Genomic DNA, 26,394 nt, shown 5'->3' with positions numbered 1-26,394 from the left:
TGGGATAAACTAATTAATTAACCAAATTTAACTTTTATGAAAAATAGACTTAGTCTTTTGCTAATTTTCGCTTTGTTTGCATTATTGCATACAACAGGTTATGCGCAAAACAAAGTGGTTAAAGGTACAATCACTGATGCGTCTGGGTTACCTATTCCAGGAGCAAATGTACTTATTAAAGGAACAAAGCAGGGAACTAGCACTGATTTTGATGGAAAATACTCTATCAGCGCTAATACTGGACAAGTATTGGTTTTCTCATCAACCGGTTCTAAAACTGTTGAAAAGACAGTTGGCCAGTCATTAGAAATCAATGTTAAGCTTGCAGAAGAAGTATCTCAGCTTAATGAGATTGTAGTAGTTGGTTATGGTACTCAGAAAAAATCTGATGTAACGGGGTCAGTTTCAACAATATCTGCTGAGAAATTAATGAATAGACCTGTTGCAAGCGCAACTGAAGCTTTACAAGGAAAAATTGCCGGGGTTGATGTAACGACAAACGAGCGTCCAGGAAGTGTTGGTACCGTGCGTATTCGTGGTAATCGATCTTTGACTGCAAGTAATGATCCTTTATATGTTGTTGATGGTGTGCCATTAATGTCTGCTTCTGCCATTGAAACTTTAAATCCAAGAGATATTGAATCTATGGATATTCTTAAAGATGCTTCAGCGACAGCTATTTACGGATCTCGTGGAGCAAACGGGGTTATTATTGTAACAACTAAACAAGGAAAATCAGGTAGATTTACTTTGAATTATACTGGTACAGTAAGTACTTCTGAAATTGTGGATAGATCACCATCAATGAGTGCAGCAGATTTCATTACTTTCAGACGTTGGGCAGCATACAATCTTGATCCAACTAAATATGCTAATCCAGCAACACCTACGCTAGCAAATGATAAATTGATTTTTGACAGTGCATTAGATGGTCAAACTTCAAGAGATAATGTATTGAAAGGATGGGCTAGTGGTACATGGGATGCTTCTAAAGTAACTAACACAGACTGGACTGATTATGTAACTCAAGGAGGTGTAAGTACAGAGCATGTTATTAGCGCAAGTGGAGGTTCTGAAAAAGTGAACACATATGGTTCTGTAGGTTATTTAGATAATCAAGGTACTCAAAAAGGGCAATGGTACAAACGATATACTGCAAAATTGACTTCTAATATTACACCAGTAGATTGGTTTAAAATGACTGCCTCTTTCAATGTTTCATGGAGTGAGCAAGATTACGGTATGTCAACTTTAAGTGCAAGAAGTGGTACATCTCCAGATGCAATTTATGGTGCTGCGAAACAAATTTATAATATTGCTGTTCCGTATGATGCTAACGGTAACTTGATTATTAATCCAGGTGGTGAATCAGGTGTTTACACGATCATGGATGAGTGGAATAAAAGTACGCAGCAATCTCAAACAATGCGTATATTAGGTAATTTTACTGCTAATTTAGATTTTGGAAAAATGACAAAATCATTAGAGGGACTTACTTATAAACTGAATTTTGGTCCTGATTTCCGTCATTGGAGAGAAGGTGCTTATATTGATGGAACATCATCACTAAAAGTGAATTCAAATGGTAGTGCAGGTGTTAATTTTGCACGTCTTCAAAACCGTCGTGATTTCTCATGGACTGTTGATAATATCATTAATTACGATCGTACATTTGCTGCTAAGCATAAAGTAGGTATGACTTTATTGCAGACTGCATCATCTTGGAATATTGAAAACTCTTCAATGAGTGCTAATAATATCCCTAAACCTTCATTTTTATGGAATGCAATGGGATCTGTAGATGTTACAAATGCAGCTAACAATGCTCGTATGAGTTCAGGTCTAACTGAACGTGCTATTAGTTCTTATATGGCTCGTGCAAATTATGGTTATGATAATCGTTATTTATTGACAGTATCAGGACGTTGGGACGGAGTTACACAATTATCTGAAGGTCACAAATGGGATTTTTTCCCTTCTGCTGCATTAGCTTGGCGTATCAACAACGAGGCATTCTTGAAAGATGTTGATTGGATTAAAAACTTAAAACTTCGTTTAGGTTTTGGTACTTCTGGTAACTCTTCTGTTGATCCTTATGGAACTTTAGGAAATATCAGCCAGATATTCCTTCCTTTTAATGGAATGAGCAATACAATTGGTTTTACTACAAATGAGCCTTATTATACAGCTAATCAAACTGGAATGCCTAATAAAAACTTAGGATGGGAAAAAACTACTCAATACAACCTTGGTCTTGATTTTAGTTTCTTGAATAACAGAATTAGTGGTACTATCGATACTTATAAATCAGATACTAAAGATTTGTTACTGAGAGTAGATATTCCGCCAGTATCAGGTTATCCATATATTGTTTCGAATATTGGTCAAACAAAAAACCATGGTGTTGAGGTAACGCTTAATCTTATTCCAATTCAAACGGCTTCTGGATTTACATGGGAGACAAATTTAAACGGTGCATTCCAAAAAGATGAAATTGTTTCATTAGCAAATGGTGCACAAGACATGGTAAGTAACTCATGGTTTATTGGACAATCTATTGCTGTACGTTACGGTTATGATAATGATGGTCTGTGGCAAAATACGCCAGAAGATCTTGCTGAGATGGCAAAATGGAATGCTAATGGTTATAAATTTACACCTGGTAACGTAAGACCTAAAGATCAAAATGGTGATTACAGAATGGACGGTACTGATCGTGTAGTTGTAGGAAATAATAATCCTCGTTGGACCGGAGGTTGGAACAACAGTTTTACTTATAAAGGATTTGATTTAGGAATAAATATTATCGGGCGTACAGGATATACTGCGTCTTTAGGAGGCGAGGCTTTAACAGCTCATGCTAACCAACGTGAAACTGATTACTGGACTCCAGATAATCCAGATGCAGAATTCCAAAAACCAATTATGGGGCAGGCAACTTCAGGTTCACAAGATCCTTTCTCTGGACTTCTTGGTTTCCAAAAAGCATCTTTCGTAAAAATTCGTAATATTTCTTTGGGGTACAATTTATCTAAAGATGTTGCAAATAATATTGGATTGGCAAACATGAAATTTTATGTTCAAGCTGTAAATCCAGGAAGTATCTATCAATCTTTGAATTGGTATGATTTTGATACTGAGAGAACATATTTCAATCGCAGTTTTGTAATGGGCGTTGAGGTTGGTTTCTAATAAATTATGGCGAATTGAATTATAACATTAAAAGTAACAAAATGAATAATATAAAAAATATCGGAATCGGTCTTTTGATAATGGCAGGGGTAACCTTTTCATCATGTTCGAAAGATTTCTTAGACGAAGAACAAACAAATGCATATTCGACAGCATATTTTGATACGCCTGAAGGTCTTGAGGCATTAACAGTATCTCTTTATGGTAATATTCGTTGGCATTTTGGTTTTGAATGGTCTTATGGAACTACATTGTATGGTACAGATGAGTTTACAAATGCAAATGACCTTACGAATGAAATGTGGAATACCTATGATAACCGTTTTGGCCCAGTAGGAGCATCAACTGCAACTGGTGCGGCAAATGGAAATGCAACAAACCCAAATGCACTTTGGGATGAAATGTACTATGGTATTGCATCTGCAAATACAATTATTGCTAAAGCTGAAAAAGTAATTCCAGATCTAAAAACTAGAAATCGTATTTTGGCTCATGCTCACTTTTTAAGAGGATTCAACTATTATAAATTGGTTGCGCAATACGGAGGTGTTGTTCTTCAAACTAAACCAATCGAAGGAGTTGTTCGTAACTATGAGCGTGCCACAGAAGAGAAATGTTGGGAACAAGTAATAGCTGATTTCCGTAGTGCTTACAGCCTTTTTGAAGGTGAAGTTTTTACTTATGGAAAAGGGGTTACTTGGACAAAAGCTACTGCTGCACACTTTTTGGCGAAATCTTTATTGTTCCGTGCTTCTGAACGTAATGATGCTTGGAATGCTTCTTACAAAGATGCAGACCTTAAGGAAGCAATCGATGCTTGTTCTTATGCAATTACAGCTCGTGGTCCTTTGACTGCTAACTATAGCGATTTATATGCTAACTGGACTGGAATTGATTGTCCAAATGAGCAGTTAAACGAAATCTTAATGGCTGCTGGCCATAATGGAGATGCGGCTACGGTAGGTCGTTTCGGGAACCGTACTTACAACTATTTCGCTCCTCAATTTTCTAGTTTCTCTGGAGGATGGGTAAGACGTGGTGTTTGGATTGGAAGTATGGATTTTCAACGTTGCCGTCCTACAGAATATACTTATGCTGTGTTTGATCACGTAAATGATGCTCGTATGTGGAAAACTTTTAGAACTGTTTACGGTGCTAATACTGTTGTAAATGCAAATGCAGGAGTAAAAGTTGGAGATCCGGGTATTGTAATGATCTTAAATACAAAAAACGATAATACTTATAACGGTGCAAAATTTGGTGCTAGTGTTCAGGCTCCAACATGGACTGATGCTGCTGGACGTTTGCCAGAATGGAATACAGGAGCAAGACAAACTCCTACTTCAGGTACTTTGGCAGTTAAAAAAGGACAATTTGTTCCAAACTCTTTAGTGCTTTATCAAAACGGAACTTATGTAGCTCCTACATTCAAGAATCAGCCAATTTGTAACTTCTTTGCGGGTATCAACAAAACAGATTGTGGATCTCGTACTGCTGAAAGAGGTGATTCACATCGTGATGTAATTATGGCTCGTCTTGCTGAAACGTATTTAATACGTGCGGAATGCTATGTTCGTCTTAGCCAATATGGAAATGCAATGCAGGATATCAACGTAGTAAGAGCGAGAGCACAATGGAAAGCTGGAGAAAACAGATCTTACTATAATGATGGTTCGCAAGCATTTAAAGTTAATCCTTTGAATACTGGAACTTCAGCTACAGCCTTCACTGCTTCTAATTTAGATATGAATACTTATTATTTGTCTAATCCAACACTTGCGGTTACAACTGCGGCTTCTGATTTAAGATTAACTTCTTTCCCTAATAATTTACCAGCAGAAGACGAAGCTGTTATTGCTAAAGTCGGAGCTGCATCAGATAAAGAGCGCGCTATAAACTTTATTCTTAACGAGTCTACTCGTGAACTTTTAGGAGAATGGCAACGTTGGGAAACGCTTTCTCGTACTGGAATGCTTATCAAACGTGCTAAAGCATTCAATGCTGAAGCAGCTACGAATATTAAAGCAAATAAACATGAGCTTCGCCCAATTCCTCAAACATTTATTGATGGATTGTTGAATGACGATGGTTCTAATTTATCGCCAGCACAAAAAGCAGCTTGGCAGAATCCAGGTTACTAAACTTTTTAATTTTTGTTTTTGAAAGCCGTCCCATTTTTGGGGCGGTTTTTTTTTGTTTTCAGCACAAAACGATAGAAATGATAGTCGTCAAAAGTATGTGTCAGCTTGTTTTTGTAAAATAAAAATGCAATCGATTACATTTTTTAATTCAAATTGTCATAAATTTCAGATATTTGTTTTATATTCGATAAAAAATTTTGAATAAAATTAGGGTATCTGAAAAAAAAATATTGTTTAATTCAGATATCCATATTTAGAAGGTGATTCTTTATTTTCCTTTGAAAATCAACCATTTGAAGGATTTTATGGTTAAAAAAAACTTAAAACTATTTTGTAAAACTCTGTAAATTAGAATGGTACTAAATTACTTTACAGGACACTACAGGATAGTGCCGAATTTTCTTCTAAATAAATTTGAGTAACTAATTAATTAACCAAATTTAACTTTTATGAAAAACAAATTGAGTGTGCTGTTGCTGATAGCCATGCTTGCTTTAATGCATGCATCTGGTTACGCACAGAGCAAAGTAGTCAAAGGTACTATTAAAGACGCAGCAGGATTGCCAATTCCTGGTGTCAATGTACTCATCAAAGGAAGCCAGAATGGTGTAAGTACAGATCTAGATGGAAGTTACTCCATTAATGCGGCTTCTGGAAACGTTCTTGTTTATAGCTTTATAGGCTTTAAAAAACAAGAAGTCACAGTTGGCGCAGCTACTGTTTACAATGTAGTACTGAAAGAAGAGGATAATTCTCTTGAGGAGGTAGTCGTAGTAGGTTACGGTACCAAAAAGAAAAAGGATCTTACCGGATCAATTGTGAGTGTAAATGCTGAGGAAATTGGATCTCGTCCGGTTGTTAATGCTGTGCAGGCTATGCAAGGAAAAGCGGCAGGTGTTGATATTAGTTCAAATGAGCGTCCGGGAACTGTAGGGAATGTTACCATTCGTGGAGCTCGTTCTATTTCTGCTTCAAATGCTCCTCTTTATGTTGTTGATGGTATTCCATTAAATACAAGATTAGTAACAGATGCTACTACAGGTAGAATTAGTGCTGATCCGAATTCTGGAGGTATCGATTTCTTGAATCCAACTGATATTGAAACAATCGACGTTTTAAAAGATGCTTCTGCAACCGCTATTTATGGTTCTCGCGGAGCAAACGGAGTTATTATCGTAACAACTAAAAAAGGTAAAAACGGAAGATTTACATTAAACTATGATACTTCGTTAATGACCGAAACTATTCATGAAAATGCACCGATGATGACCGCTGGCGAATATATTGAATTTCGCCGTTGGGGAAGATATTACTCTAATCCATCTGCCTTCCCTAAAGGAGATGCTCCAAATATTGATAATGATAAGTTGATTTTCCTAGCTTCTGCTGATCCATCCGCTTGGGCAAATGTTGAAAAAGGATGGAGAGATGCAAATGGTAATCTTACTACAACTTGGGATGGCTCTAAAGTTGCAACTACAGATTGGACAAAATTTGTAACTCGTACCGGAATTACGCAACAACACACAATTGGCGTAAGCGGTGGTACTGAAAAAATGAAAGCTTATGGTTCTTTTGGATATTTAGATAATACAGGAACTTTATTTGGTCAAAGTTTTGTGCGTTACAGCGGTACTGCAAATGTTGATATTACGCCAACAAAATGGTTTTCAATGGGTGTAAGTCTTAATACAAGTTATGGAGTAAACGAATATGGACAGTCAAACGTTGGAAGAACAGCGGTAACAAGTTCAACAGGAATTTATGCTACAGCTCGTACAAACCTTCCTTATGCAGTTCCTTATGATGCTAATGGAAACAGAATTGATAATCCTGGTGGAGATTCAACGATCAGAACTCCGGTTGATGAATATAAATTATCACAAGATCAGCGTATAACTTTACGTGCTTTTGGTAGCTTGTATGCTCAATTTGATTTAGGAGCAATTTCATCAAAACTGGATGGTTTAAAATACCGTATTAATTTTGGTCCTGATCTTACATCATTCCGAGATGGTGTTTATTTAGATGGTAAATCGGCTATACGTTCAGGAACTAGTTTTGCTTCTCTAGCTAAAGAACAAACTATTTCATATACATTAGATAACTTGCTTCTCTATAATAAAACATGGGGGAATCACAGTATTGGTGGTACCTTGTTAATGAGCCAGACTGAATATCATAATGAGAGTAGTTCAATGTCTGCCAATGATATAAAAAATCCTGAAAACAAATGGAATGCATTGAATCCTGCAAATGTTACTTTAGCTGGATATTCTTCTGGATTGACAGATACAGGTTTGTTGTCTTACATGGGTAGAGTAAATTATACTTATGCTGATAAATATTTGTTTACCGCTTCAGGACGTTATGATGGAGCATCACAATTAGCATCAGAAAACAGATGGGCATTTTTCCCTAGTGCTTCAGCTGCATGGGTTTTAAACAAAGAAAAATTCTTAGAAAATGTTTCTTGGATCAATCAATTAAAAGTAAGAGTTGGTTATGGTGAGACAGGGAACGCTGCTGTTCCTGCTTATGCAACGCAACCACCATTAGTTGGTATTGTTTATCCTAACGGATCTGGTGTTGTAAATAATACTTCTTTAGGAAATGTTGATTTAGGTTGGGAGCAAACAGCACAGTTTAACTATGGTATTGATTTTGCGTTGTTCAGCAACAGAGTTTCAGGTGCTTTAGATTATTTTACAAGCAAAACGACTGATTTATTATTAAAAAGCAGTGTGCCAACCGTTATTGGGGTTAAAGATACCTACCAAAACGTTGGAGAAACTGAAGGAAAAGGGGTCGAGCTTACTTTGAATACAGTTAACGTGACAACCAAAGATTTTGAGTGGAGTACTACTATCAGTGCTTCCTATCAGCAAAATAAAATTGTATCGCTTCAAAACGGAAAATTTGACGACATCAATAATAACTTGTTTATTGGAGATTCTCAAAACGTAATTTATGGTTTTGAATCAAACGGAATCTGGAAACCAGAAGATGCTGCTGAAATGGCTAAATTTAATGCTGCAGCGGGTTCAAATATTTTCTCTTTTGGTAACGCAAGACCTGTTGACCAAAATGGCGATTATAAAATTGATGCTACTAATGACCGTGTAATCATTGGTTCAAAAGATCCAAAATATATTTTTGGTATGACCAATACTTTCAGCTACAAAAATTTCGAATTATCATTCTTCGTGTATGGTCGTATGGGGTATTTATATGATACAGGAGGAGAAAATGAAGGTGCAAAAGGAAGCCAAAGATCAATCAATTATTATACAGATAATAATACAAATTCAGAATATCAAAAGCCTATTTATTCTGCTGGTACAGCTGATCCTTATTTCCCTATTTTAGGGTATCGCAATGGTTCATTCTTGAAAATGAGAAATATTTCACTAGGATACCGTTTTGATAAAGATTTAGTACAAAGCTTAGGACTTTCTAAATTGAGATTATACTGTCAGGCAAATAATCCTGGAATGATTTTCACAAAAGTAAAATGGACTGATTTAGATACGCAGACAACGGCTTCAAACAGAGGTATAACTTTAGGGTTAAATGTAGAATTCTAAATAATTTAAAAACATCATTATGAAAAATTATAAAAAACTATATATCAACTTAATGCTTGTTGCGGCGCTGACCTTAGGAAGTTCATGCAGTAAGGATTATCTAGACGAAGAGTTGACAACAGCATACAGTCAAGAGTATTACAAAACCGAGGCTGGAATTCAGGCTTTGGCAGTAGGAACTTATTATCAAGTATTTGCGGCAGAATTTCAAGGTGAAGTACCTTTGTGTTCTACCGAATCTGGAACTGATGAATTTCACGCGGGAGGCGACCCTTCAAACTGGGTTTGGAACTCTTATGCTTCTGGTTTTAATGCGTTTGTAACCGTTTCTAATGCTAATACTGTTGCAGCAAATACGCATTGGGATAATTTGTATATCGGAATTGGAAATGCCAATACATTAATTGAATCTGCAACCAATATTGTTTCAACAAATGATGCAATCAAGAAGACTGCTTTGGGCGAAGGATATTTTTTAAGAGCTTTTAGTTACCTGCAGCTGGTTAGGCAATATGGAGCTGTTCCGTTAAAATTGAAAACTAGTTCTACAGTTGAATTAGAGTTTACAAGAGCGTCTCCTCAGGAAGTTTTAAATCAGGTAATTGAAGACTTTAAACAAGCTTACAATTTACTTGGAAACGCTGGAGCTCCTGCAAAAATCACGAAAGACGCCGCTGCTCATTATTTGGCAAAGGCTTATTTGACACGTGCAAGTGAAATTAATGATAGTTGGAACGGAACAACAAAAACTGCCGATTTGCAGCAAGTTGTTGCTTTGTCTGATGAAGTAATTTCACGCCACCCATTAGCAGCTAATTATGATAATTTATGGTCATATACAACTGCAGATGGTGCTAACGAAAAACTTCCTGAGCTAATTTTGTCAGCGCAGTTCAACGCAAGTCCATTAACTACAGGAGGAAATCAGCAGCATTTGTATTTCCTTTCAACTTACGATCAATTGCCCCAAATGAGACGTAACCTTGCAGGTGGTAGACCATTCAGCCGTTTGGCACCGACATACTTTGTATATGATGCCTTTGACCATATAAACGATTCTCGATTCTGGAAAAGCTTCCAGACAAAAAGTATTGTAAATAATGCATCTGGAGCTGTTTACAAAAATGGTGATTTAGGTATTATGTATGTAGTGAATAGTCCAAGCGATACTCGTTTTGCTAAAACTAAAAATACAGATGTAATTATTTATCCAAAAACAGGAAAAACAATTCCAAGTGTTTTTGTAGCATATGCCGCAGATAAAGTGGGCTTAATGGCCGATGTAAGATTCCCTTCTTTAAGCAAATACATGGACGGAAACAGAATCGATTTGAGTAATATAAAAGGATCTCGTGACATAACATTAGCGCGTTCTGGAGAAACGTACTTAATGGCGGCTGAAGCTAAAATTCGTTTAGCAAAAGCGGGTGGAGCAACATTTGCAGATGCATTGCCATATATTAATACGGTTCGTGCGCGTGCGGCGTATAAATCGGGTGAAAATCGTGCAGCTTACGCAGATGGTTCAGCGGCTTATACAACAACAGGTCAGGCCGGAATTCCAATTTCATATATTCCTGAAAACTCCTATTATGAGTCAAATAATATTGCGGTTACAACAACAGCAACAAGCTTGGCAATAAGCAGTATTAATGCATTGCCTGCAGAAGACATGGCAGTAATTGCAAAATTAGGATATGGAACAGATTATGACAGAATGTTATGTTTGGTATTGAATGAGCGTACTAGAGAATTGTGTGGAGAGTTTCACCGTTGGGAAGATCTAAGCCGTACAAAAACATTAGTTGCAAGAGCAAAAGCGTATAATATTGAAGCCGCGGCAAACATTCAGGAGTTTCATAATTTGCGTCCTATTCCACAAACTTTCCTTGATGGAGTTTACGCAAACGGAAGACCTTTGACTGCTGCAGAAAAAGATGCAATGCAAAATCCAGGGTACTAATAAAAACTTATTTTTTTGTTTTTTTACGTTAAAAACCGTCTCAATTTTTGAGACGGTTTTTTTTATGTTCAAGCAGGGTACAACAGGATAGTTCTCAGTTATTTAATAAATATATTTGATTATCATTTTAAGGATATTGGTTTTCGTTAATATGGTAATGGTAAAATTAAGTGGTTTTGATTTTACGAAGGCAGTAACTCTTGTTGCTGCCTTTTTTGTTTTCTATATTTTTAGTAAAACAGGGAAGCACAGGATACCGATATCGTTTTAGTGCTTTATCTTTAAAGTTTTGGTATTATAATTATATTCCGCATGATTTATTTAAAGAAACTGTTGTTATTTTTCATTGTTTTAGGATTAAAACTGACGGCCAGTGCTCAAGTAAAACTCCCTGCTTTGGTTGGAAGTAATATGGTTTTGCAACAAAATTCAAAAGTAAATTTGTGGGGATGGGCTTCTCCAAATGAAAAAATAAAACTGCAATTAGGTTGGCAAAATTTCCCCGTAGAAGTCACTGCAAATACTGATGGAACTTGGAAAACTGCAGTTAGTACACCTACGGGAAGCGAAAAAAATTATGATATAGTAATTGAAGCCTCAAATAAAATCGTTCTTAAAAATATTTTGATTGGTGAGGTTTGGATTTGTTCCGGACAATCTAATATGTATTTTCCTGTTGGGAAAGAAGAAGGGACTTGGAAAACAGGCGTTAAAAATTACGAAGAAGAAGTTCAAAATGCGAATTTTCCAGCTATCAGATTATTTACCGTATTGACAAAAGCGTCTCAAAAACCACTAGAAGATGTAACAGGAAATTGGGCTGAATGTTCACCATCGACGATTAAAACATTTTCGGCAGTTGCTTATTTCTTTGGAAGAGATTTGTATCAAAATTTAAAAGTTCCAATTGGATTGATTTCGACGTCATGGGGCGGAACAAAAGCTGAAGCTTGGACTTCGCAAACCATTTTAGAGCAAAACACGGATTTCCTTCCGATTTTGGAACAGGATGCAAAAAATGAAAAATTGTTTCAAGAAAAATTAGAAAATTATTATGCTGATTTAGCAAAAGAACGTCTTGCAAATAATGGTGATATTTCTAAAAGTCAACTGAAAAAACCTAAAAAAGAAGAAAACAAAACGTCGTATGTATTGTACAATGCGATGTTGCACCCTGTAACAAATTATACGATGAAAGGTGTAATTTGGTACCAAGGAGAAAGCAATGCGGAAAAAGCATTTTTATATAGAAGTCTTTTTCCAGCAATGGTAAAAAGTTGGAGAAGCGAATGGAATCAAGGTGATTTTCCATTTTATTACGTTCAGATTACACCGCACAAAGGCCAAAATCCTGATATTCGAGAAGCACAATTGATGGCTTCTAAAGTGATTCCGAATTCGGGAATGGTCGTAACAACGGATGTTGGTAATGCTACAAATATTCATCCAATTGACAAACAAACTGTTGGTTATCGTTTGGCTTTGCTGGCAAAAGCAAAAACATATGGAGAAAGCAAATTGATATTTTCTGGACCAACGTACAATCACATGGAAATCAAAAAACAGCGAATCAAATTGTTTTTTGATGATGTTCAAAACGGATTTAAAAAGAGCAACGAAGCTTTGAAAGAATTTGAAATCGCAGGAAATGACAAAGTGTTTTATCCTGCAACAGCAAAAATTGAGGGCAAAACAATTGTAGTTTCTTCTGAAAAAGTAAAAGAGCCTATTGCAGTTCGTTTTGCATGGAAAGCCGTTCCAGAACCGAATTTATTCAACGCCGAAAATTTGCCTGCATCGCCTTTCAGGACAGATGACTGGTCAACAGAAAATGGAAAGAAAAATTAATTTAGTAATAGAATTAGAAGCATAGTTTGTCATTCCGAGGAACGAGGAATCACACTCGGGATTCGACAAAGAATTGCGACAATCTATACGGAGTTTCTAGTATGATTCCTCGTTCCTCGGAATGACAAAACTGAGAAATAAAAATAAAAATAAAGAATCTGCTAAATCTGCAGAATCTGCGAGAAAAATATAAAAATATTAAATGAAAATTAAACTAAAATATCTTCTTCTAAATCTTTCAGCAGTCTTGTTTACCCTAACAATGACAGCACAAAAAGAAAGAAAAGAAGACCAAAAACATATTGCGCCAAAACCATTATTTCGCGATCCTATTTTTGATGGAGCTGCCGATCCAACAATTATTTGGAATGAAAAGGAGAAAAAATGGTTCATGTTTTATACCAATAGAAGAGCAAAGGATACAACCGCAAAAGGAATCACTTGGGTACATGGAACGAAAATTGGTGTTGCAACTTCTGAAGATGGCGCAAAATGGACATATAAAGATACTTGTAACATTAAATACAATTTAAAAGATGTGACATATTGGGCGCCAGATATCATTAAATACAAAAATAAATATCATATGTATTTGACAATCGTTCCCGGAATTTTCAATGATTGGTACCATCCGCGTTCGATTATTCATTTGACAAGTTCAAATTTAATGGATTGGAAATTTGAATCGGAGTTGAAATTGGCTTCTGAAAGATGTATTGATGCATCGGTTTTTAGATTGCCAAACGGAACTTGGAGAATGTTCTATAACAATGAAAATGAAGGTAAGTCAATTTATTATGCAGACAGTAAAGATCTATATAATTGGACAGACAGAGGAACGAAAATTGTAAAAGATAGAGGTGAAGGGCCAAAAGTTTTTGTTTGGAAAGGAAAAAACTGGATGATTTCTGATTCTTGGAGAGGATTAAACGTTTATTCTTCAGAAGATTTTTTAAATTGGAATCGCCAAGAAAAGAATATCCTTCAAACGCCCGGAACTGGTGTAGATGATAAAGTTATTGGAGGGCATCCTGATGTAATTGTAAATAACGGGAAAGCATATATTTTTTATTTTACGCATCCTGGAAGAACTCCTGAAAATAAAGGCGTTGATAGTTATGAAACAAAAAGAAGTTCTATTCAAGTAGCAGAACTAGAATATATAAATGGCGAAATTATCTGCAATAGAGATAAGCAGGTTCAAATCAATTTAAAACACTAAAAAATGGCAAATAAAAATACAATTCGAAATGCTTTCAAAATGCAATTAAAACCAGGTTTTGAGGCTGAATACAAAAAAAGACATGACGAAATCTGGCCAGAATTATCGGATTTGCTTTCAGAAACTGGAATACAGGATTATAGTATTTTTTTAGATGAAGAAACACTTGCCCTTTTTGCAGTTCAAAAAATAAGCCCAGATTTTGACTTCGATTATTTGCCAAATCACCCAATCGTAAAAAAATGGTGGGCCTATATGGGCGATATTATGGAAACAAACCCAGACAATTCGCCTGTTGCAATTGGCTTAAAAGAAGTTTTTCATTTGGATTAAACGATTGTTTTTTAACCTGAAACCTGAAACTTCAAACCTGAAACAAAAAGAAAAAAAATGAAAACAAAATATTATTTGTCAATAGCTTTTGCAACCGCAATTTTCATTAATTGCAATGCACAAAAAATTACATTAAAAAACACTTCTGATATTGCTGTTCCGCAAAAAGCAATCAGCATTAAAAGAAACCAAATTGCATCAAAATACGTTGCAAACAGTTTCCCGATTTTGATCAGTAAAAACGATACAATTCCAGCACAATTAAATGATTTGGATGGTGATGGGAAATGGGATGAACTTTTCTTAGTAACTGATCTTGCACCAAATGAAAAGAAAACCGCAACATTAAATTGGTCCTTAAAAGATCCAAAATTTCCAATAAAAACCAGTGTGCGTTTTGGAAAAAGAGAAGCCAAAGATTTGCCAGTTCAGCCAGCAACTGAGGAAGTTTTAATGGCAAATCAGGTGCATAAGAAATTAGGCTTTCAAAAGTATCAAACAGACGGTCCAACTTGGGAAAATGATAAAGTTGGTTTCAGACATTATTTGGATGGAAGGAATTCGAAAGATGTTTTCGGAAAAAAAATCCCCGCAATTACGCCTGAAAATGTTGGAATTAATGCCAAAGGTGCTGTTGAAGACAATTACCACGTAATGTACGACTGGGGAAGAGATATTTTTCCTGTTGGAAATTCTGTTGGTCTAGGCGGTTATGCTTTATTGATTAATGATAAAATCAACAGACTTGGAATTTTGACGAATGATACTTTGAATAACGTTGAAAAAACAACTTTCAAGATTGTGAGTGAAGGTCCAGTAAATTCGGTTTTGAGTTATAAATACCAAAATTGGAAGGCTTCTGGAAATAATTATCAAGTTCAAGAAACAACTTCAATTTGGCCAGGAATGTACGGTTATGAGAACACCGTTTACATCAGCGGACTAAAAGGAGGCGAAACATTTTTAGCAGCAATTTCAAACATCAATAATAAAAACCCGTTGCAGGTGGTCGAAGCAGGAGACTGGGTTTGTTTTATTCAGCATGATAATTTGACATACAATCGCGAATGGATTTTGGGAACTGCAATTTTGGTTCCGAAGAAAATTTATCAAGGTTATATCGAAGCACCAAAAACAGGTCAGCTAACCGATTCATATTTGGCAAAATTAACGATTGAGAACAATAAAAAAATCAGCTACTACGCCATTGCAGGCTGGGAGCTAAGTGCCGATAAAAATTTTAAAGATTCGAAATATTTCAGCAATTATGTAACCACTTTGGCTAAACAACTTTCGGCCAAAATAACGGTTGAAGTAAGTAAGTAATTTCATTGTCAACTAACTAAAAACACTAACCATGAATTATAAATTAACCACAATAACGTTATTCGCTTTTGGAGTATTTGGTACTGCAAACGCTCAAAAAACAGATGCAACTGCACCTTTACATTTAATGCAACCTGATTACCCAACACCGTATGTGATTCCGCAAAAGGAAAATATAAAAGCGGTATTGGACAGAGTGTACAATTTTTTAGATAAAAATTCGGCTTCTAAAATTGTTGATGCTAATACTAAAGCGGAAATAACAAATTATAAAAAAGGAAACCAGGATATTGTTTTTGAACCTGGTGCTTTTAGGTTAACGAGTTATGAATGGGGAGTAACTTATGCCGGAATGCTTTTGGCTTCTAAAGCAACAGGCGAAAAATATTATGCTGATTACACCAATAAAAGAGTGCAGTTAATTGCAGATATAGCCGAAAATTACAACGAGAAAAATATCAAGGATAAAGACATGTTAAAAACACTTCATCCTGAAGCATTGGATTTTGCCGGAGCTCTTTGTGCCGCTTTCATCAAAGCAAAAAAAGACGGTTTGAAAGCTAATATAGATCCATTAGTAAACAATTACATCGACTTTATCAGCAACAAACAATTCCGATTAAAAGACGGAACTTTAGCTAGAAACAGACCGCAAGATAATACACTTTGGCTTGACGATATGTTTATGAGTGTTCCTGCATTGGCACAAATGGGAAGTTATACTGGAAATACAAAATATTTCGATGACGCAGTAAAACAAGTAAATCAGTTTTCTGAAAGAATGTTCAACAGCCAAAAAGGAATCTATATGCACGGTTGGGTAGAATCGATGCAGGTTCATCCGCAGTTTCATTGGGCAAGAGCAAATGGTTGGGCAGTTATGACAATGGTAGAATTGTTAGAAGTACTTCCAAAAAATCATCCAGGTTACAATCAAGTTTTGGCGCAATTGCAAAAACATATCGCAGGATTGGTTCAATACCAAGATGGAACTGGTTTTTGGCATCAATTGTTAGATCGAAATGATTCGTATTTAGAAACTTCTGCAACAGCAATTTATGCATATTCAATCGCAAGAGCAATTAATCGAGGTTATGTTGATAAAATGACATATGCTCCAGCAGTTTTATTGGCTTGGAATGCAGTCGCTACAAAAGTAAACGACAAAGGTCAAGTGGAGGGAACTTGCGTTGGAACCGGAATGGGTTTTGACCCTGCTTTCTATTATTATCGTCCAGTAAATGTTTTTGCAGCGCATGGTTATGGTCCAGTTTTATTAGCCGGAGCTGAAGTGATTATGCTTCTTAAAGACAGTCAGTTTCAGATAAACGATAGCTCGATCCAATTGAAAATCGAAGGAAAAGATAATCTGCATAAGTAAAACGAAGTTTTTTTGATTAAGGTTTTAGTAAAGTTTTAATCTCGCAAAGTCGCAGAGTCGCAAAGTTTTAAATTTTAATTGCCTCCAGTTTTAACTGGAGGTAAAATATAAGTTATCACAATCGGCTTTAGCCAATTCTGTGTTCATAGCAAAAGAAACTTTGCGACTTAGCGCCTTTGCGAGATTCATTGACAAAGCATTAAAAAAACTTAGTGGCTTCACGGCGAAACACCCAACATCATATGAAACCAATAATAAACATACTTTTCTTATTACTGAGCACAATTGCTTTTGCCCAAATAGGAAAACGATTTCCATCAGAAAAAAAGATAATCAAAGATCCCGTTACAGGCTTAGATCTAATCTTTTTAACCACAAAATCGGCTGGAGATTCAAAAACCTACCCAACGCATCCGCAATGGACTGCTGATGGCGAATGGCTTATCTTCAGAACCAAAAGAGCCAACGGAGAAGCAATGGCTGTCAATGAAAAATCTGGCGTTATGGTTCAGGTTACCGAAGGTGGTTATACAGGAACTTTATGCATGGCGCAAAAATCGATGAAGCTTTATTTTATGCGAAAAGGCGATAGCGATAAAATGCAGATTATGGAAGTGAATCTGGAAGCCGTTTTTACTGATAGTGAAAAAGGGAAAATGAAACCCGTTTCGGCTTATGAACGCATTTGCGGTACAACAAATCCAGAAATGGGCGCTTCAGGAGATATGGCTTTGGATGCTAATGAAGATCGCGTTTATTTCAGAATTGGAAAAGAAGAAGCGGCAAGACATTTGGATCCAAATATAAAAATAGAAAAGAGTTTTGGACCAAGAAATATGGGCGCTGGACCGGGTGGCATCAGCAGTATGAATATCAAAACCGGAGAAATAAAACATGTGGTTTCTGTGCCATTTCAAGTCGGACATATTCAGTCTAATATCTGGAATCCGGGCGAATTGGTTTTTTGCTGGGAAACAGGCGGAAAATCTCCACAAAGAACTTGGACCGTTATGGCAGACGGAACAGGATTACGACCTTTATATCCTGAATCTGATTTTGAATGGGTAACGCACGAAGCTGTAATTTCTAAAGATGAAGTAGCGATGGCAATTATGGGACACAGAAAAATTGATATTCAAAAAGATGCACCTGTAGAAGTGACGAACAGCACAGAAGTTAGAAATCCGCAAAATCCGGGTCAGGAAAGCAATTGGGGAAATTCGGGAACCAGAGAAAAACCAACTGGTTTAGCGATTGTAAACTTAAGAACACGTGAAATGATTATTGCCGGACAAACCAAAAGCGGTAGCGGTTTATGGCATGTTCACGGTTCTTCTGACGGAAGGTGGGCTGTTGGAGATGATTTTTCAAGAAGTTTATATTTGATTGACCGAAAAACAAATGAAATGAAAATGCTGACTACGGGACACAAAGAAACCGCAGCAGATCACGTTCACCCAACTTTCAACAGAGACGGAACAAAAATTCAGATTCAGTCGGCAATGCTTTCTGAAGATAATAGAACGCTGAATATTTGTATTGTAAATGTTCCGAAGGAATGGTTGAAACGAAAATAGAAAGAATTAGAAAGAAAGAAGCAAGAAGCAGGAAGCAAGAAGCAAGAAAATAGAAAATAGAATGTTTACTAAGATTTATTCCGATTTAAAAAGTTTGATTAGAGAAATGGTTGGTCTGTTTCTTTTGATGAATTCTGCTTTTGTACTAGCACAACAGCCAGGAAAATATGAGGCGATCAATTCTGGAACGCCTTGGCTTGACCAAAATGGAAATATTGTAAGCGCGCATGGAGCAAACATTATAAAAGAAAAAGATACATTTTATTTGTTTGGAGAAGCACACAGTGACACCAGCAATGCATTTGCAGGATTTAATTGTTATTCTTCAAAAGATCTTTACAATTGGAAATTTGAAAAAGTAGCGCTTCCAGTTCAGGAATCTGGAAAATTGGGGCCAAATCGTGTGGGCGAACGCGTGAAAGTAATGAAATGTCCTAAAACAAGTGAGTTCGTAATGTATATGCATGCCGATACTTTAACGTATAAAGATCAGTTTGTGGGTTATGCGGTTTCCAAAAATATTGAAGGTCCATATGAATTTAAAGGCCCACTTTTATTTGATGGAAAACCAATCAAAAAATGGGATATGGGAACTTTTCAAGATTCTGACGGTTCTGGATATATTCTCGTTCATGGCGGTGAAATTTACAAATTAAGCGATGATTATAAATCGGTTACAGAAAAGGTAAATGAAAATATAACAACCGGATTTGAATCGCCAACGATGCTTAAAAAAGATAATTTGTATTATTTCATTGGTTCGCATTTAACCAGTTGGGAGAAAAATGACAATTATTATTACACTTCAAATTCAATAAAAGGACCTTGGGAATTTCAAGGTTTAGTTGCGCCAAAAGAAACGCTGACATGGAATTCGCAATCGACTTTTGTTTTGCCAATTCAAGGTTCAAAAGAAACAACTTATATGTTTATGGGTGATCGCTGGTCGTTTCCTAACCAAGCTTCTTCTGCAACTTATGTTTGGCAACCGTTAGCAATTTCAGGAAAGTCGCTTTCAATTCCGGTTTATAAGGAAACATGGAAAATTGATTTGGCTACCGGAATTGCATCTGTTCCAAAAAATACCAATAAAATTCTGAAAAATAACAATAAAGAAATTGCATATTCTGGCAATTGGAGTCATACAGATAAAGAAAGCAAGTCAGACGATAAAAATGCTTCGTTTTCAATAAAATTCAAAGGCCAGCAAATTGGTTTTTCAAGTTTTGTTGGATCTGAAAATGGTTATGCTAAAGTTGTTTTAACCGATGAAAAAGGAAAAATTATAACTTCAGCGATTATTGATTCGTACAGTAAAAGTTCGACAGAAACAACAGTTTATAAATCTCCAATTTTGAAAAACGGAAATTACGTTTTAACGGTTTCAGGAACTGGAGAAAGACCAAATTGGTCCGATAAAAGAAAATCAAATTACGGAAGTACAGGATATTATATTTCTGTAACTCAAATTGAAATAAAGAAATAAAATAATTATTCGTATTTCATATTTAATCAATTTTTTGCCACAGATTAAAAGGATTAACACAGATTAAGATTAAAAAAAACTTAAAATCTTTTTAATCTGTGGATTTAAAACAAATTTAGTTCACTAAGCGAACAGTCAATAAAAAATAAAATAAAAATAGATACAATGAAAAAGTTTTTCACTTTAGTTTTATGTGTTTTGGGAATTTCTCAAAATGCATTTTCACAGAAATACACGAATGACAAATTTCCTGATGGAACTGAAATTACATCTTGGTTTAAAGATTACAAAAAACTTCAGTTAAAAGATTTAGGAAAAAAATACACGATCACTGATTTTGGCGTAAGCAAGGACAGTACAAAATTGCAGACTGTTGCGATTCAGAAAATCATAGATAAAGCGGCCGCAAATGGAGGAGGCGTAATCATAATCCCAAAAGGAGTTTACCTGAGTGGTGCTTTGTTTTTTAAACCAAAAACTGCTTTATATATCAGCGAAGGCGGGGTTTTAAAGGGCTCCGATGATATTGCCAATTATCCAATTATGCCATCAAGAATGGAAGGCCAGAATCTAGATTATTTTCCAGCTTTGGTAAATGCTTATGGCGTTGATAATTTTTCGATTTCAGGAAAAGGAACAATCAACGGTAATGGAAGAAAATATTGGGATGCTTTCTGGGCGCGCCGTAAAGAAAATCCAAAATGTACCAATCTTGAGGTTTCTAGACCAAGATTAGTGTTTGTTTGGAATTCAAACAATGTGCAATTTCAAGATGTAAAATTCATTAATTCTGGATTTTGGACAAATCATTTTTATAAATGCAATAACATAAAAATACTGGATGCTTACATCTATTCGCCACACAAAAAAGGTGATGCTCCAAGTACCGATGCAATTGATCTTGATATTTGCAGCAACGTACTCATAAAAGGCACTAATATGTCTGTAAATGATGATGCGATTGCGTTAAAAGGCGGTAAAGGACCATACGCAGATCAAGATAAAAACAATGGACCAAACACCAATATCATTATTGAAGACTGTAAATTTGGATATTGTCATTCGGCTTTAACTAATGGAAGTGAAGCGATTCATAACCGAAACATCATTATGCGTAATTGTGAAGTTGATGGGCCATCAATATTGCTGCATCTAAAAATGAGGCCTGATACACCACAACTTTACGAATACATCAGATTGGAAGATATCAAGGGACTAACTAAAAATGGTCTGGCGATTTTAGCATGGAAACAGTTTTTTGATTTAAAAGGACGTCCTGATATCCCATTATCTTATGGAGCGAACGTTACTTTAAAAAACATTGATCTTAAATGCGAAATGTTTTATAAAGTAGAAAACGACCCAAATGTGCGTTTGTCAAACTTCACTTTCGAAAACTTAAAAATAGAATCTTCTAAACCAGAAATCGATAAAAGCATAATAAATGGTGTGATTTTTAAAAATGTTACTGTGAATAAGAAGGTTGTAGAGTAGGTTCAAAGTGACAGAGTCACAGAGTTACAAAGTTCCAGAGGTTTTTTGTCATTCCGAGGAACGAGGAATCACACTAGAAGCTCCGCAAAGAATATTGCCAATCTTTGTCGATTCCCTAGTGTGATTCCTCGTTCCTCGGAATGACAAAACTGGCGCAAATCCGTTAAATCAGTAAAATCCGTGGCCTAATAAAACGTCCAAAATAAATTCCAAAATGAAAAAAATACTGCTATTAATTTTCTCGATTTCATCCATAAATGTTTTCTGCCAAAACAAAAACGCAAGTGATTTTGTAATCGCAGATTCAAATCATGCGGTAAACATTTACATTGACAAAAATGCAGATCCATTAATTATCTGGGCGGTAAATGAACTTGCTGATGATGTCAAAGAATTAACCGGAAAACGACCAGAAATAATGCAAGCAGATTCATTTTCTAAAAACGGAATTTATATTGGAGAAGCTTCAAATGCACTTTTTAAAAATAGAAAAGAGCAAAAAGAACTTTTAAATCAATGGGAGAAATTTTCCATTAAAAAAGAAAAAGATAATCTTGTAATTACGGGTTCTGATGTTCGCGGAACAGTTTATGCCATTTTTGAAATATCAGATCGTTTGGGGATTTCTCCTTGGAAATGGTGGGCAGATGTTCATCCAATAAAACAAGAAAAACTTTCTTTAAAACTTTCAGGTAAAAATATAATTACATCGCCTTCGGTTCAATATCGAGGCATTTTTTTAAACGATGAAGATTGGGCACTGCAGCCTTGGGCAGCTAAAACATTTGAACCAGAAACGGGTGATATTGGCCCGAAAACCTATGAGAAAATCTTTCAATTATTATTAAGATTAAAAGCTAACACCATCTGGCCGGCAATGCATCCGTCAACAAAAGGCTTTTTTACAATTGCGGGAAATAAAGAAATAGCGCAAAAATACCATATCGTAATTGGTTCGTCTCATGCAGAACCGATGCTTCGAAATAATGTTGACGAATGGAAGCCAAAAATTTATGGTGATTACAATTATTTTACTAATAAAGCAAAAGTTGATCAATATTGGCAAGAGCGATTGGACGAATTAAAATCGGCTAAAAATGAAACGATTATGACCCTCGGCATGCGAGGCGTTCACGACAGTAAAATGGAAGGTGCGAAGGATTTGAACGAATCGATTTCAATGGTAGAAAAAATCATTGGGAACCAGCGAGAAATGCTTTCTAATACTTTTAAAAAACCTTTGGCAGAAATTCCGCAAGCTTTTGTTCCCTACAAAGAAGTTCTAGAATTATACGATAACGGACTTAAAGTTCCGAGTGATATTACTTTGGTTTGGCCCGATGATAATTATGGATACATTCGTCGTTTGAGTAATGAAGAAGAGCAAAAAAGGACAGGAGGAAGCGGCGTTTATTATCACATCAGTTATTGGGGAAGACCGCACGATTATCTTTGGTTAAGTACGATGCAACCGGGTTTGATTTGGTACGAAATGAATAAAGCGTATCAAAATGGTGCAAACAAAATGTGGATTGTGAACGTTGGTGATATAAAACCTGCGGAATATGATACAGAATTGTTTTTGGATATGGCGTGGAATATCAACAGTATCAAATCGGATGGAATTAATCAATATTTGAAAGATTGGGCGTCTAGAGAATTTTTTCCTAAAATTAGTTCTGAGGCAAGTGCTGTTTTTGAAGAATATTATCGTTTAGCATTTCTTAGAAAACCAGAATATATGGGCTGGAGCCAAACTGAACCAACAACGCAGGTAAAACTATCCGATTTTTCAGAAAAGGAAATTTGGAACAGAATTAAATCGTATGATAAACTTATTGATAAAATTGACAGCCTTTCCACATTTATTCCGCAGGAGCGAAAAGATGCTTGGTTTCAATTGGCAGTTTATCCAGTAAAAGGAGCAGCGTACATGAATCATAAGTTTCTTTATTGGAATTTAGCAGCAATAACTTCAGATGAAAAAGAAAAAGCGAAATATGAAGCTTTAGCTTCAGCATCTTATAAAAAGATCGAAGAGCTTACAGATTTTTACAATATCAAATTAAGTAATGGAAAATGGAACAAAATGATGTCCATGCATCCTAGAAATCTGCCTGTTTTTGATTCGGTTAAAAAGCCTGAATTCATTAAAAAAGAGCAAAAATCGACAGAAAATAGAATTGCAATTCAGGCGAATGCATTTGTTTCTCAAAAAGGCCTTAAAAATTACAATTGGAAAGCAATTAATGGTTTAGGCTACAGCAATAATGCGATTACTTTGTTTCCGTTGAAACAGCAATATTTCAAAACAGAAAAACCTTTTGCGATCTACGAATTCGAAATTAAAACTTCGGGAGAGTATGAAATTGAAGTTCGTTTGCTTCCAACTCATGCTAATAATTTTGATCATGAAATTGGTATTCAATTGGATAAAAATGTCTTACAAAATTTTAAAACGAATACAAGAGATCGAGAAAAAACTTGGAAAGAAAATGTTTTAAGAAACAGCGCCATTGTAAAACTTCCTGCATCGAATTTAGAGAAGGGAAAACACACAATCAAAGTTGAGGTTAACCAGACAGGCATTGTGCTAGATCAGTTGGCAGTTTATCCGTCAAGCGAAGGAAGTTCTTACGAAATACCTTTGAAATAAGCATTAAATGATGATTATGAAGCAGTAACAACTGCTAAAAGAAAAAATATTTTAAAAAAAATAGATTTATAAATTTTTGTAATCCATTGATATAGAGATTTAAAGAAAACAGGTTAAATAATTATTAACTCAAATAGCGTAAACCGTTATAATTTTAACATTAAACGTGCGTTATAGTTCCAGCAAACTTTTATTTTTGCGCCTTAATTTAACAAGTATAAGCATGAAAGATCTATTAGTAAAAATCAACGCCGAAATTGACACATTTAAAGCAGAAGCTGAATCTTTAACTGAAAAAGGTATCAAAGCTGCTGGACCAAGAGCTAGAAAAGCTACTTTAGAAATTGAAAAACTTTTGAAAGAGTTCAGAAAAGTTTCTATCGAAGAATCAAAAAAATAATACACTTCGTATTTCAAAAACAAAAACCTCGTTTAAGTAATTTAAACGAGGTTTTTTTTAAGTTATGAATTATGAGTTATGAATTATTAGTTGATTTTGACTTTGTATTTAACTTATAATTCATAACTCATAATTTATAATTATTTTGAGGTTTCAATATAATCTTTCAAATTACAGTCTTTTATCTTTTTAAGACTTTCAGCAACTGTGAGCGCATTAAATGCAGCACCTTCTGCACCCGTATGCGTGTGATCTTTTGGAAAAAAGGCTTTTACTTTTTCTTTTCCTAAAGCCTCATATTTTGTGGCCACAATATCATTTAAATCTATAAAAGGAACTTTTTCTTTTTCGGCTGCAATTTTAGACCAAATTACGTAACTATCCGTTCTGCGTTCTGCTTTGTCATTTGGCCATTCGTTTCTTGGCGTCAAGCTTATAACAATCGGAATAGCGCCTTTTTCTTTGGCTTCTTTGATGAATTTCACCATATACCACCCAAAAGTATGTACGATTTCTTTTGAGCCGTCAAGACGCGTTACTTCTTGAGTTTCGTCACCATTTCCTTTTAGTGAACCTCTGAATTTTTCTTTGTCAATATCGCCAGCGTCATTATGTCCAAACTGAATAATTACAAAATTTCCTGGCTGAAGTTGATTTTTTACTTCATCCCAAAGGCCTTCATAAACAAAAGTTCTGGTGCTTCTGCCGCCTCTGGCTTTATTGATTACTTCAATTCTCGTCGTATCACAATACTGTGGAAATGGAACGCCCCAACCCACGGCGTCTGGATTATTGTTATTATTCGCCATTGTCGAATCGCCAATTAAAAAAAGTTTTTTCTTTGGAGGAAGCACAATTTTTGGATTGGCTAAAATGTAATTTTTCAATGAATTTTTACTTGCTTTTAATTCATTAATAATAACTGATGCCGATAGTACAGCACCTTTAGCAGAAGTATGTGTATGATCTTTTTTGTAGAAATAAGTTCCGGTTACTTTTGCTTCGCCAAATTTCTCCATTTCTACAGCCATTTTTTCGTTCAAATTGATGAAAGTAACTTTTTCCTTTTCAGCAATTTGTTTCGCCCATAAACCATATGATTTGTCGTTTCTTGGCACTTTTCCTTCCTTCCAATCATTTCTCGGAATTGGCGAACAAATGATCGGAATAGCACCTTTTGATTTGGCTTCACGAACCACTTTCTGAATATACCAGCCGTAACTGTGAACGGTTTCGTGTTTTTTGGTAATTAAATTGTCAATTTCCTGTGATTCCTTTCCAATTCCTTTAAAAGTACCACGAGCACGAATAGTATCATTAATTGGCCCGTCGTCATTATGTCCAAACTGAATCAAAACATAATCTCCTTTTTTAAGTTTGTTTAAAACCTCAATCCATAAACCTTTGTCTTGAAAAGTTCTGCTGCTGGTTCCTCCCAAAGCATGATTTTCGATATTGACTTTTGTAGTATCTAAAAATTGCCCAATATAATCGCCCCAGCCCCAAAGTCCGCCCGCACCGTCGCCTTTGCCGTTTTTTACAGTTGAATCACCAACCATATAAACAGTTGGCTTATTGTTTTTTGTCGATGTAAAATTGAAAAATAATACTGCTAAAATTAGAGCAGAAAGTATTTTAATTGATTTCATGCGTTTTAATATTGTTTAAAAAAATACCTAACAGGTTTTGGAAACCTGTTAGGAGATTATTGTGTGTATCCTAACAGGTTTCCAAAACCTGTTAGGTATAATTCTTTGAACCTGAAACCTGAAACAAAGAAAACCTGTA

General features: G+C 35.5%; 15 protein-coding genes. 14 read left to right on the top strand and 1 reads right to left on the bottom strand.

Annotation, left to right across the window (positions count from 1 at the left end; all coding sequences use genetic code 11):
* Positions 1–36 precede the first annotated feature (36 nt).
* The 14 genes from H600_RS0117320 (at position 37) to H600_RS0117255 (ending at position 24,606) form a co-directional block, all read left to right on the top strand.
* Entirely contained in the window at positions 37–3,192 is a 3,156-nt protein-coding gene (locus H600_RS0117320) for a SusC/RagA family TonB-linked outer membrane protein (protein WP_026729971.1), read from the top strand.
* Between the two features lie 41 nt (positions 3,193–3,233).
* On the top strand, positions 3,234–5,333 hold the full coding sequence (locus tag H600_RS0117315) for a RagB/SusD family nutrient uptake outer membrane protein (RefSeq protein ID WP_026729970.1): 2,100 nt from the start codon (positions 3,234–3,236) through the stop codon (positions 5,331–5,333).
* Positions 5,334–5,782: 449 nt separating this feature from the next.
* Positions 5,783–8,920, top strand: coding sequence for a SusC/RagA family TonB-linked outer membrane protein (locus tag H600_RS0117310; RefSeq protein WP_026729969.1), 3,138 nt, complete (start codon positions 5,783–5,785; stop codon positions 8,918–8,920).
* A 19-nt stretch (positions 8,921–8,939) separates the two neighbouring features.
* Positions 8,940–10,883: a RagB/SusD family nutrient uptake outer membrane protein gene (locus H600_RS0117305; protein ID WP_026729968.1), complete on the top strand. Its 1,944-nt coding sequence runs from the start codon at positions 8,940–8,942 to the stop codon at positions 10,881–10,883.
* A 312-nt stretch (positions 10,884–11,195) separates the two neighbouring features.
* Entirely contained in the window at positions 11,196–12,731 is a 1,536-nt protein-coding gene (locus H600_RS0117300) for a sialate O-acetylesterase (protein ID WP_026729967.1), read from the top strand.
* Positions 12,732–12,933: 202 nt separating this feature from the next.
* Positions 12,934–13,953, top strand: a complete 1,020-nt coding sequence (locus H600_RS0117295) for a family 43 glycosylhydrolase (protein WP_026729966.1) — start codon at positions 12,934–12,936, stop codon at positions 13,951–13,953.
* A 3-nt stretch (positions 13,954–13,956) separates the two neighbouring features.
* Complete coding sequence (gene rhaM / locus H600_RS0117290; protein ID WP_035108736.1) at positions 13,957–14,286, top strand: L-rhamnose mutarotase; 330 nt, start codon at positions 13,957–13,959, stop codon at positions 14,284–14,286.
* Positions 14,287–14,343: 57 nt separating this feature from the next.
* The gene (locus H600_RS0117285; RefSeq protein WP_026729964.1) at positions 14,344–15,612 is read left to right on the top strand and encodes a DUF4861 domain-containing protein; all 1,269 of its coding nucleotides are present in this window, start codon (positions 14,344–14,346) and stop codon (positions 15,610–15,612) included.
* Between the two features lie 31 nt (positions 15,613–15,643).
* Positions 15,644–16,993, top strand: coding sequence for a glycoside hydrolase family 88/105 protein (locus H600_RS0117280; protein ID WP_026729963.1), 1,350 nt, complete (start codon positions 15,644–15,646; stop codon positions 16,991–16,993).
* Positions 16,994–17,235: 242 nt separating this feature from the next.
* Positions 17,236–18,570: a hypothetical protein gene (locus H600_RS0117275; RefSeq protein ID WP_026729962.1), complete on the top strand. Its 1,335-nt coding sequence runs from the start codon at positions 17,236–17,238 to the stop codon at positions 18,568–18,570.
* 61 nt (positions 18,571–18,631) lie between these two features.
* The gene (locus H600_RS0117270; protein ID WP_035108735.1) at positions 18,632–20,056 is read left to right on the top strand and encodes a family 43 glycosylhydrolase; all 1,425 of its coding nucleotides are present in this window, start codon (positions 18,632–18,634) and stop codon (positions 20,054–20,056) included.
* Between the two features lie 165 nt (positions 20,057–20,221).
* Positions 20,222–21,550, top strand: coding sequence for a rhamnogalacturonidase (locus tag H600_RS0117265; RefSeq protein WP_026729960.1), 1,329 nt, complete (start codon positions 20,222–20,224; stop codon positions 21,548–21,550).
* 214 nt (positions 21,551–21,764) lie between these two features.
* Positions 21,765–24,206, top strand: a complete 2,442-nt coding sequence (locus H600_RS22240) for a glycosyl hydrolase 115 family protein (RefSeq protein ID WP_035108734.1) — start codon at positions 21,765–21,767, stop codon at positions 24,204–24,206.
* Between the two features lie 223 nt (positions 24,207–24,429).
* Positions 24,430–24,606 (top strand): histone H1, encoded by a 177-nt coding sequence (locus tag H600_RS0117255; RefSeq protein ID WP_026729959.1) that lies wholly within the window; start codon positions 24,430–24,432, stop codon positions 24,604–24,606.
* Positions 24,607–24,746: 140 nt separating this feature from the next.
* Here H600_RS0117255 and H600_RS0117250 read toward each other — a convergent pair whose 3' ends face one another.
* Positions 24,747–26,255 carry a rhamnogalacturonan acetylesterase gene (locus H600_RS0117250; RefSeq protein WP_026729958.1) on the bottom strand — a complete coding sequence of 503 codons (1,509 nt, stop codon included), beginning with the start codon at positions 26,253–26,255 and terminating at the stop codon, positions 24,747–24,749.
* Positions 26,256–26,394: the final 139 nt, after the last annotated feature.

Origin of the sequence: Flavobacterium denitrificans DSM 15936 (assembly GCF_000425445.1) — a bacterium.
Lineage (GTDB): Bacteria > Bacteroidota > Bacteroidia > Flavobacteriales > Flavobacteriaceae > Flavobacterium > Flavobacterium denitrificans.
Note: the sequence above shows the minus strand (reverse complement) of the source record. Positions and strands in the feature narration are given on the sequence as shown.

Excerpts from the sequence above, each read along its gene's own strand:
- H600_RS0117320 (WP_026729971.1), top strand. The coding sequence starts at position 37 with ATGAAAAATAGACTTAGTCTTTTGCTAATTTTCGCTTTGTTTGCATTA.
- H600_RS0117315 (WP_026729970.1), top strand. The coding sequence starts at position 3,234 with ATGAATAATATAAAAAATATCGGAATCGGTCTTTTGATAATGGCAGGG.
- H600_RS0117310 (WP_026729969.1), top strand. The coding sequence starts at position 5,783 with ATGAAAAACAAATTGAGTGTGCTGTTGCTGATAGCCATGCTTGCTTTA.
- H600_RS0117305 (WP_026729968.1), top strand. The coding sequence starts at position 8,940 with ATGAAAAATTATAAAAAACTATATATCAACTTAATGCTTGTTGCGGCG.
- H600_RS0117300 (WP_026729967.1), top strand. The coding sequence starts at position 11,196 with ATGATTTATTTAAAGAAACTGTTGTTATTTTTCATTGTTTTAGGATTA.
- H600_RS0117295 (WP_026729966.1), top strand. The coding sequence starts at position 12,934 with ATGAAAATTAAACTAAAATATCTTCTTCTAAATCTTTCAGCAGTCTTG.
- rhaM (WP_035108736.1), top strand. The coding sequence starts at position 13,957 with ATGGCAAATAAAAATACAATTCGAAATGCTTTCAAAATGCAATTAAAA.
- H600_RS0117285 (WP_026729964.1), top strand. The coding sequence starts at position 14,344 with ATGAAAACAAAATATTATTTGTCAATAGCTTTTGCAACCGCAATTTTC.
- H600_RS0117280 (WP_026729963.1), top strand. The coding sequence starts at position 15,644 with ATGAATTATAAATTAACCACAATAACGTTATTCGCTTTTGGAGTATTT.
- H600_RS0117275 (WP_026729962.1), top strand. The coding sequence starts at position 17,236 with ATGAAACCAATAATAAACATACTTTTCTTATTACTGAGCACAATTGCT.
- H600_RS0117270 (WP_035108735.1), top strand. The coding sequence starts at position 18,632 with ATGTTTACTAAGATTTATTCCGATTTAAAAAGTTTGATTAGAGAAATG.
- H600_RS0117265 (WP_026729960.1), top strand. The coding sequence starts at position 20,222 with ATGAAAAAGTTTTTCACTTTAGTTTTATGTGTTTTGGGAATTTCTCAA.
- H600_RS22240 (WP_035108734.1), top strand. The coding sequence starts at position 21,765 with ATGAAAAAAATACTGCTATTAATTTTCTCGATTTCATCCATAAATGTT.
- H600_RS0117255 (WP_026729959.1), top strand. The coding sequence starts at position 24,430 with ATGAAAGATCTATTAGTAAAAATCAACGCCGAAATTGACACATTTAAA.
- H600_RS0117250 (WP_026729958.1), bottom strand. The coding sequence starts at position 26,255 with ATGAAATCAATTAAAATACTTTCTGCTCTAATTTTAGCAGTATTATTT.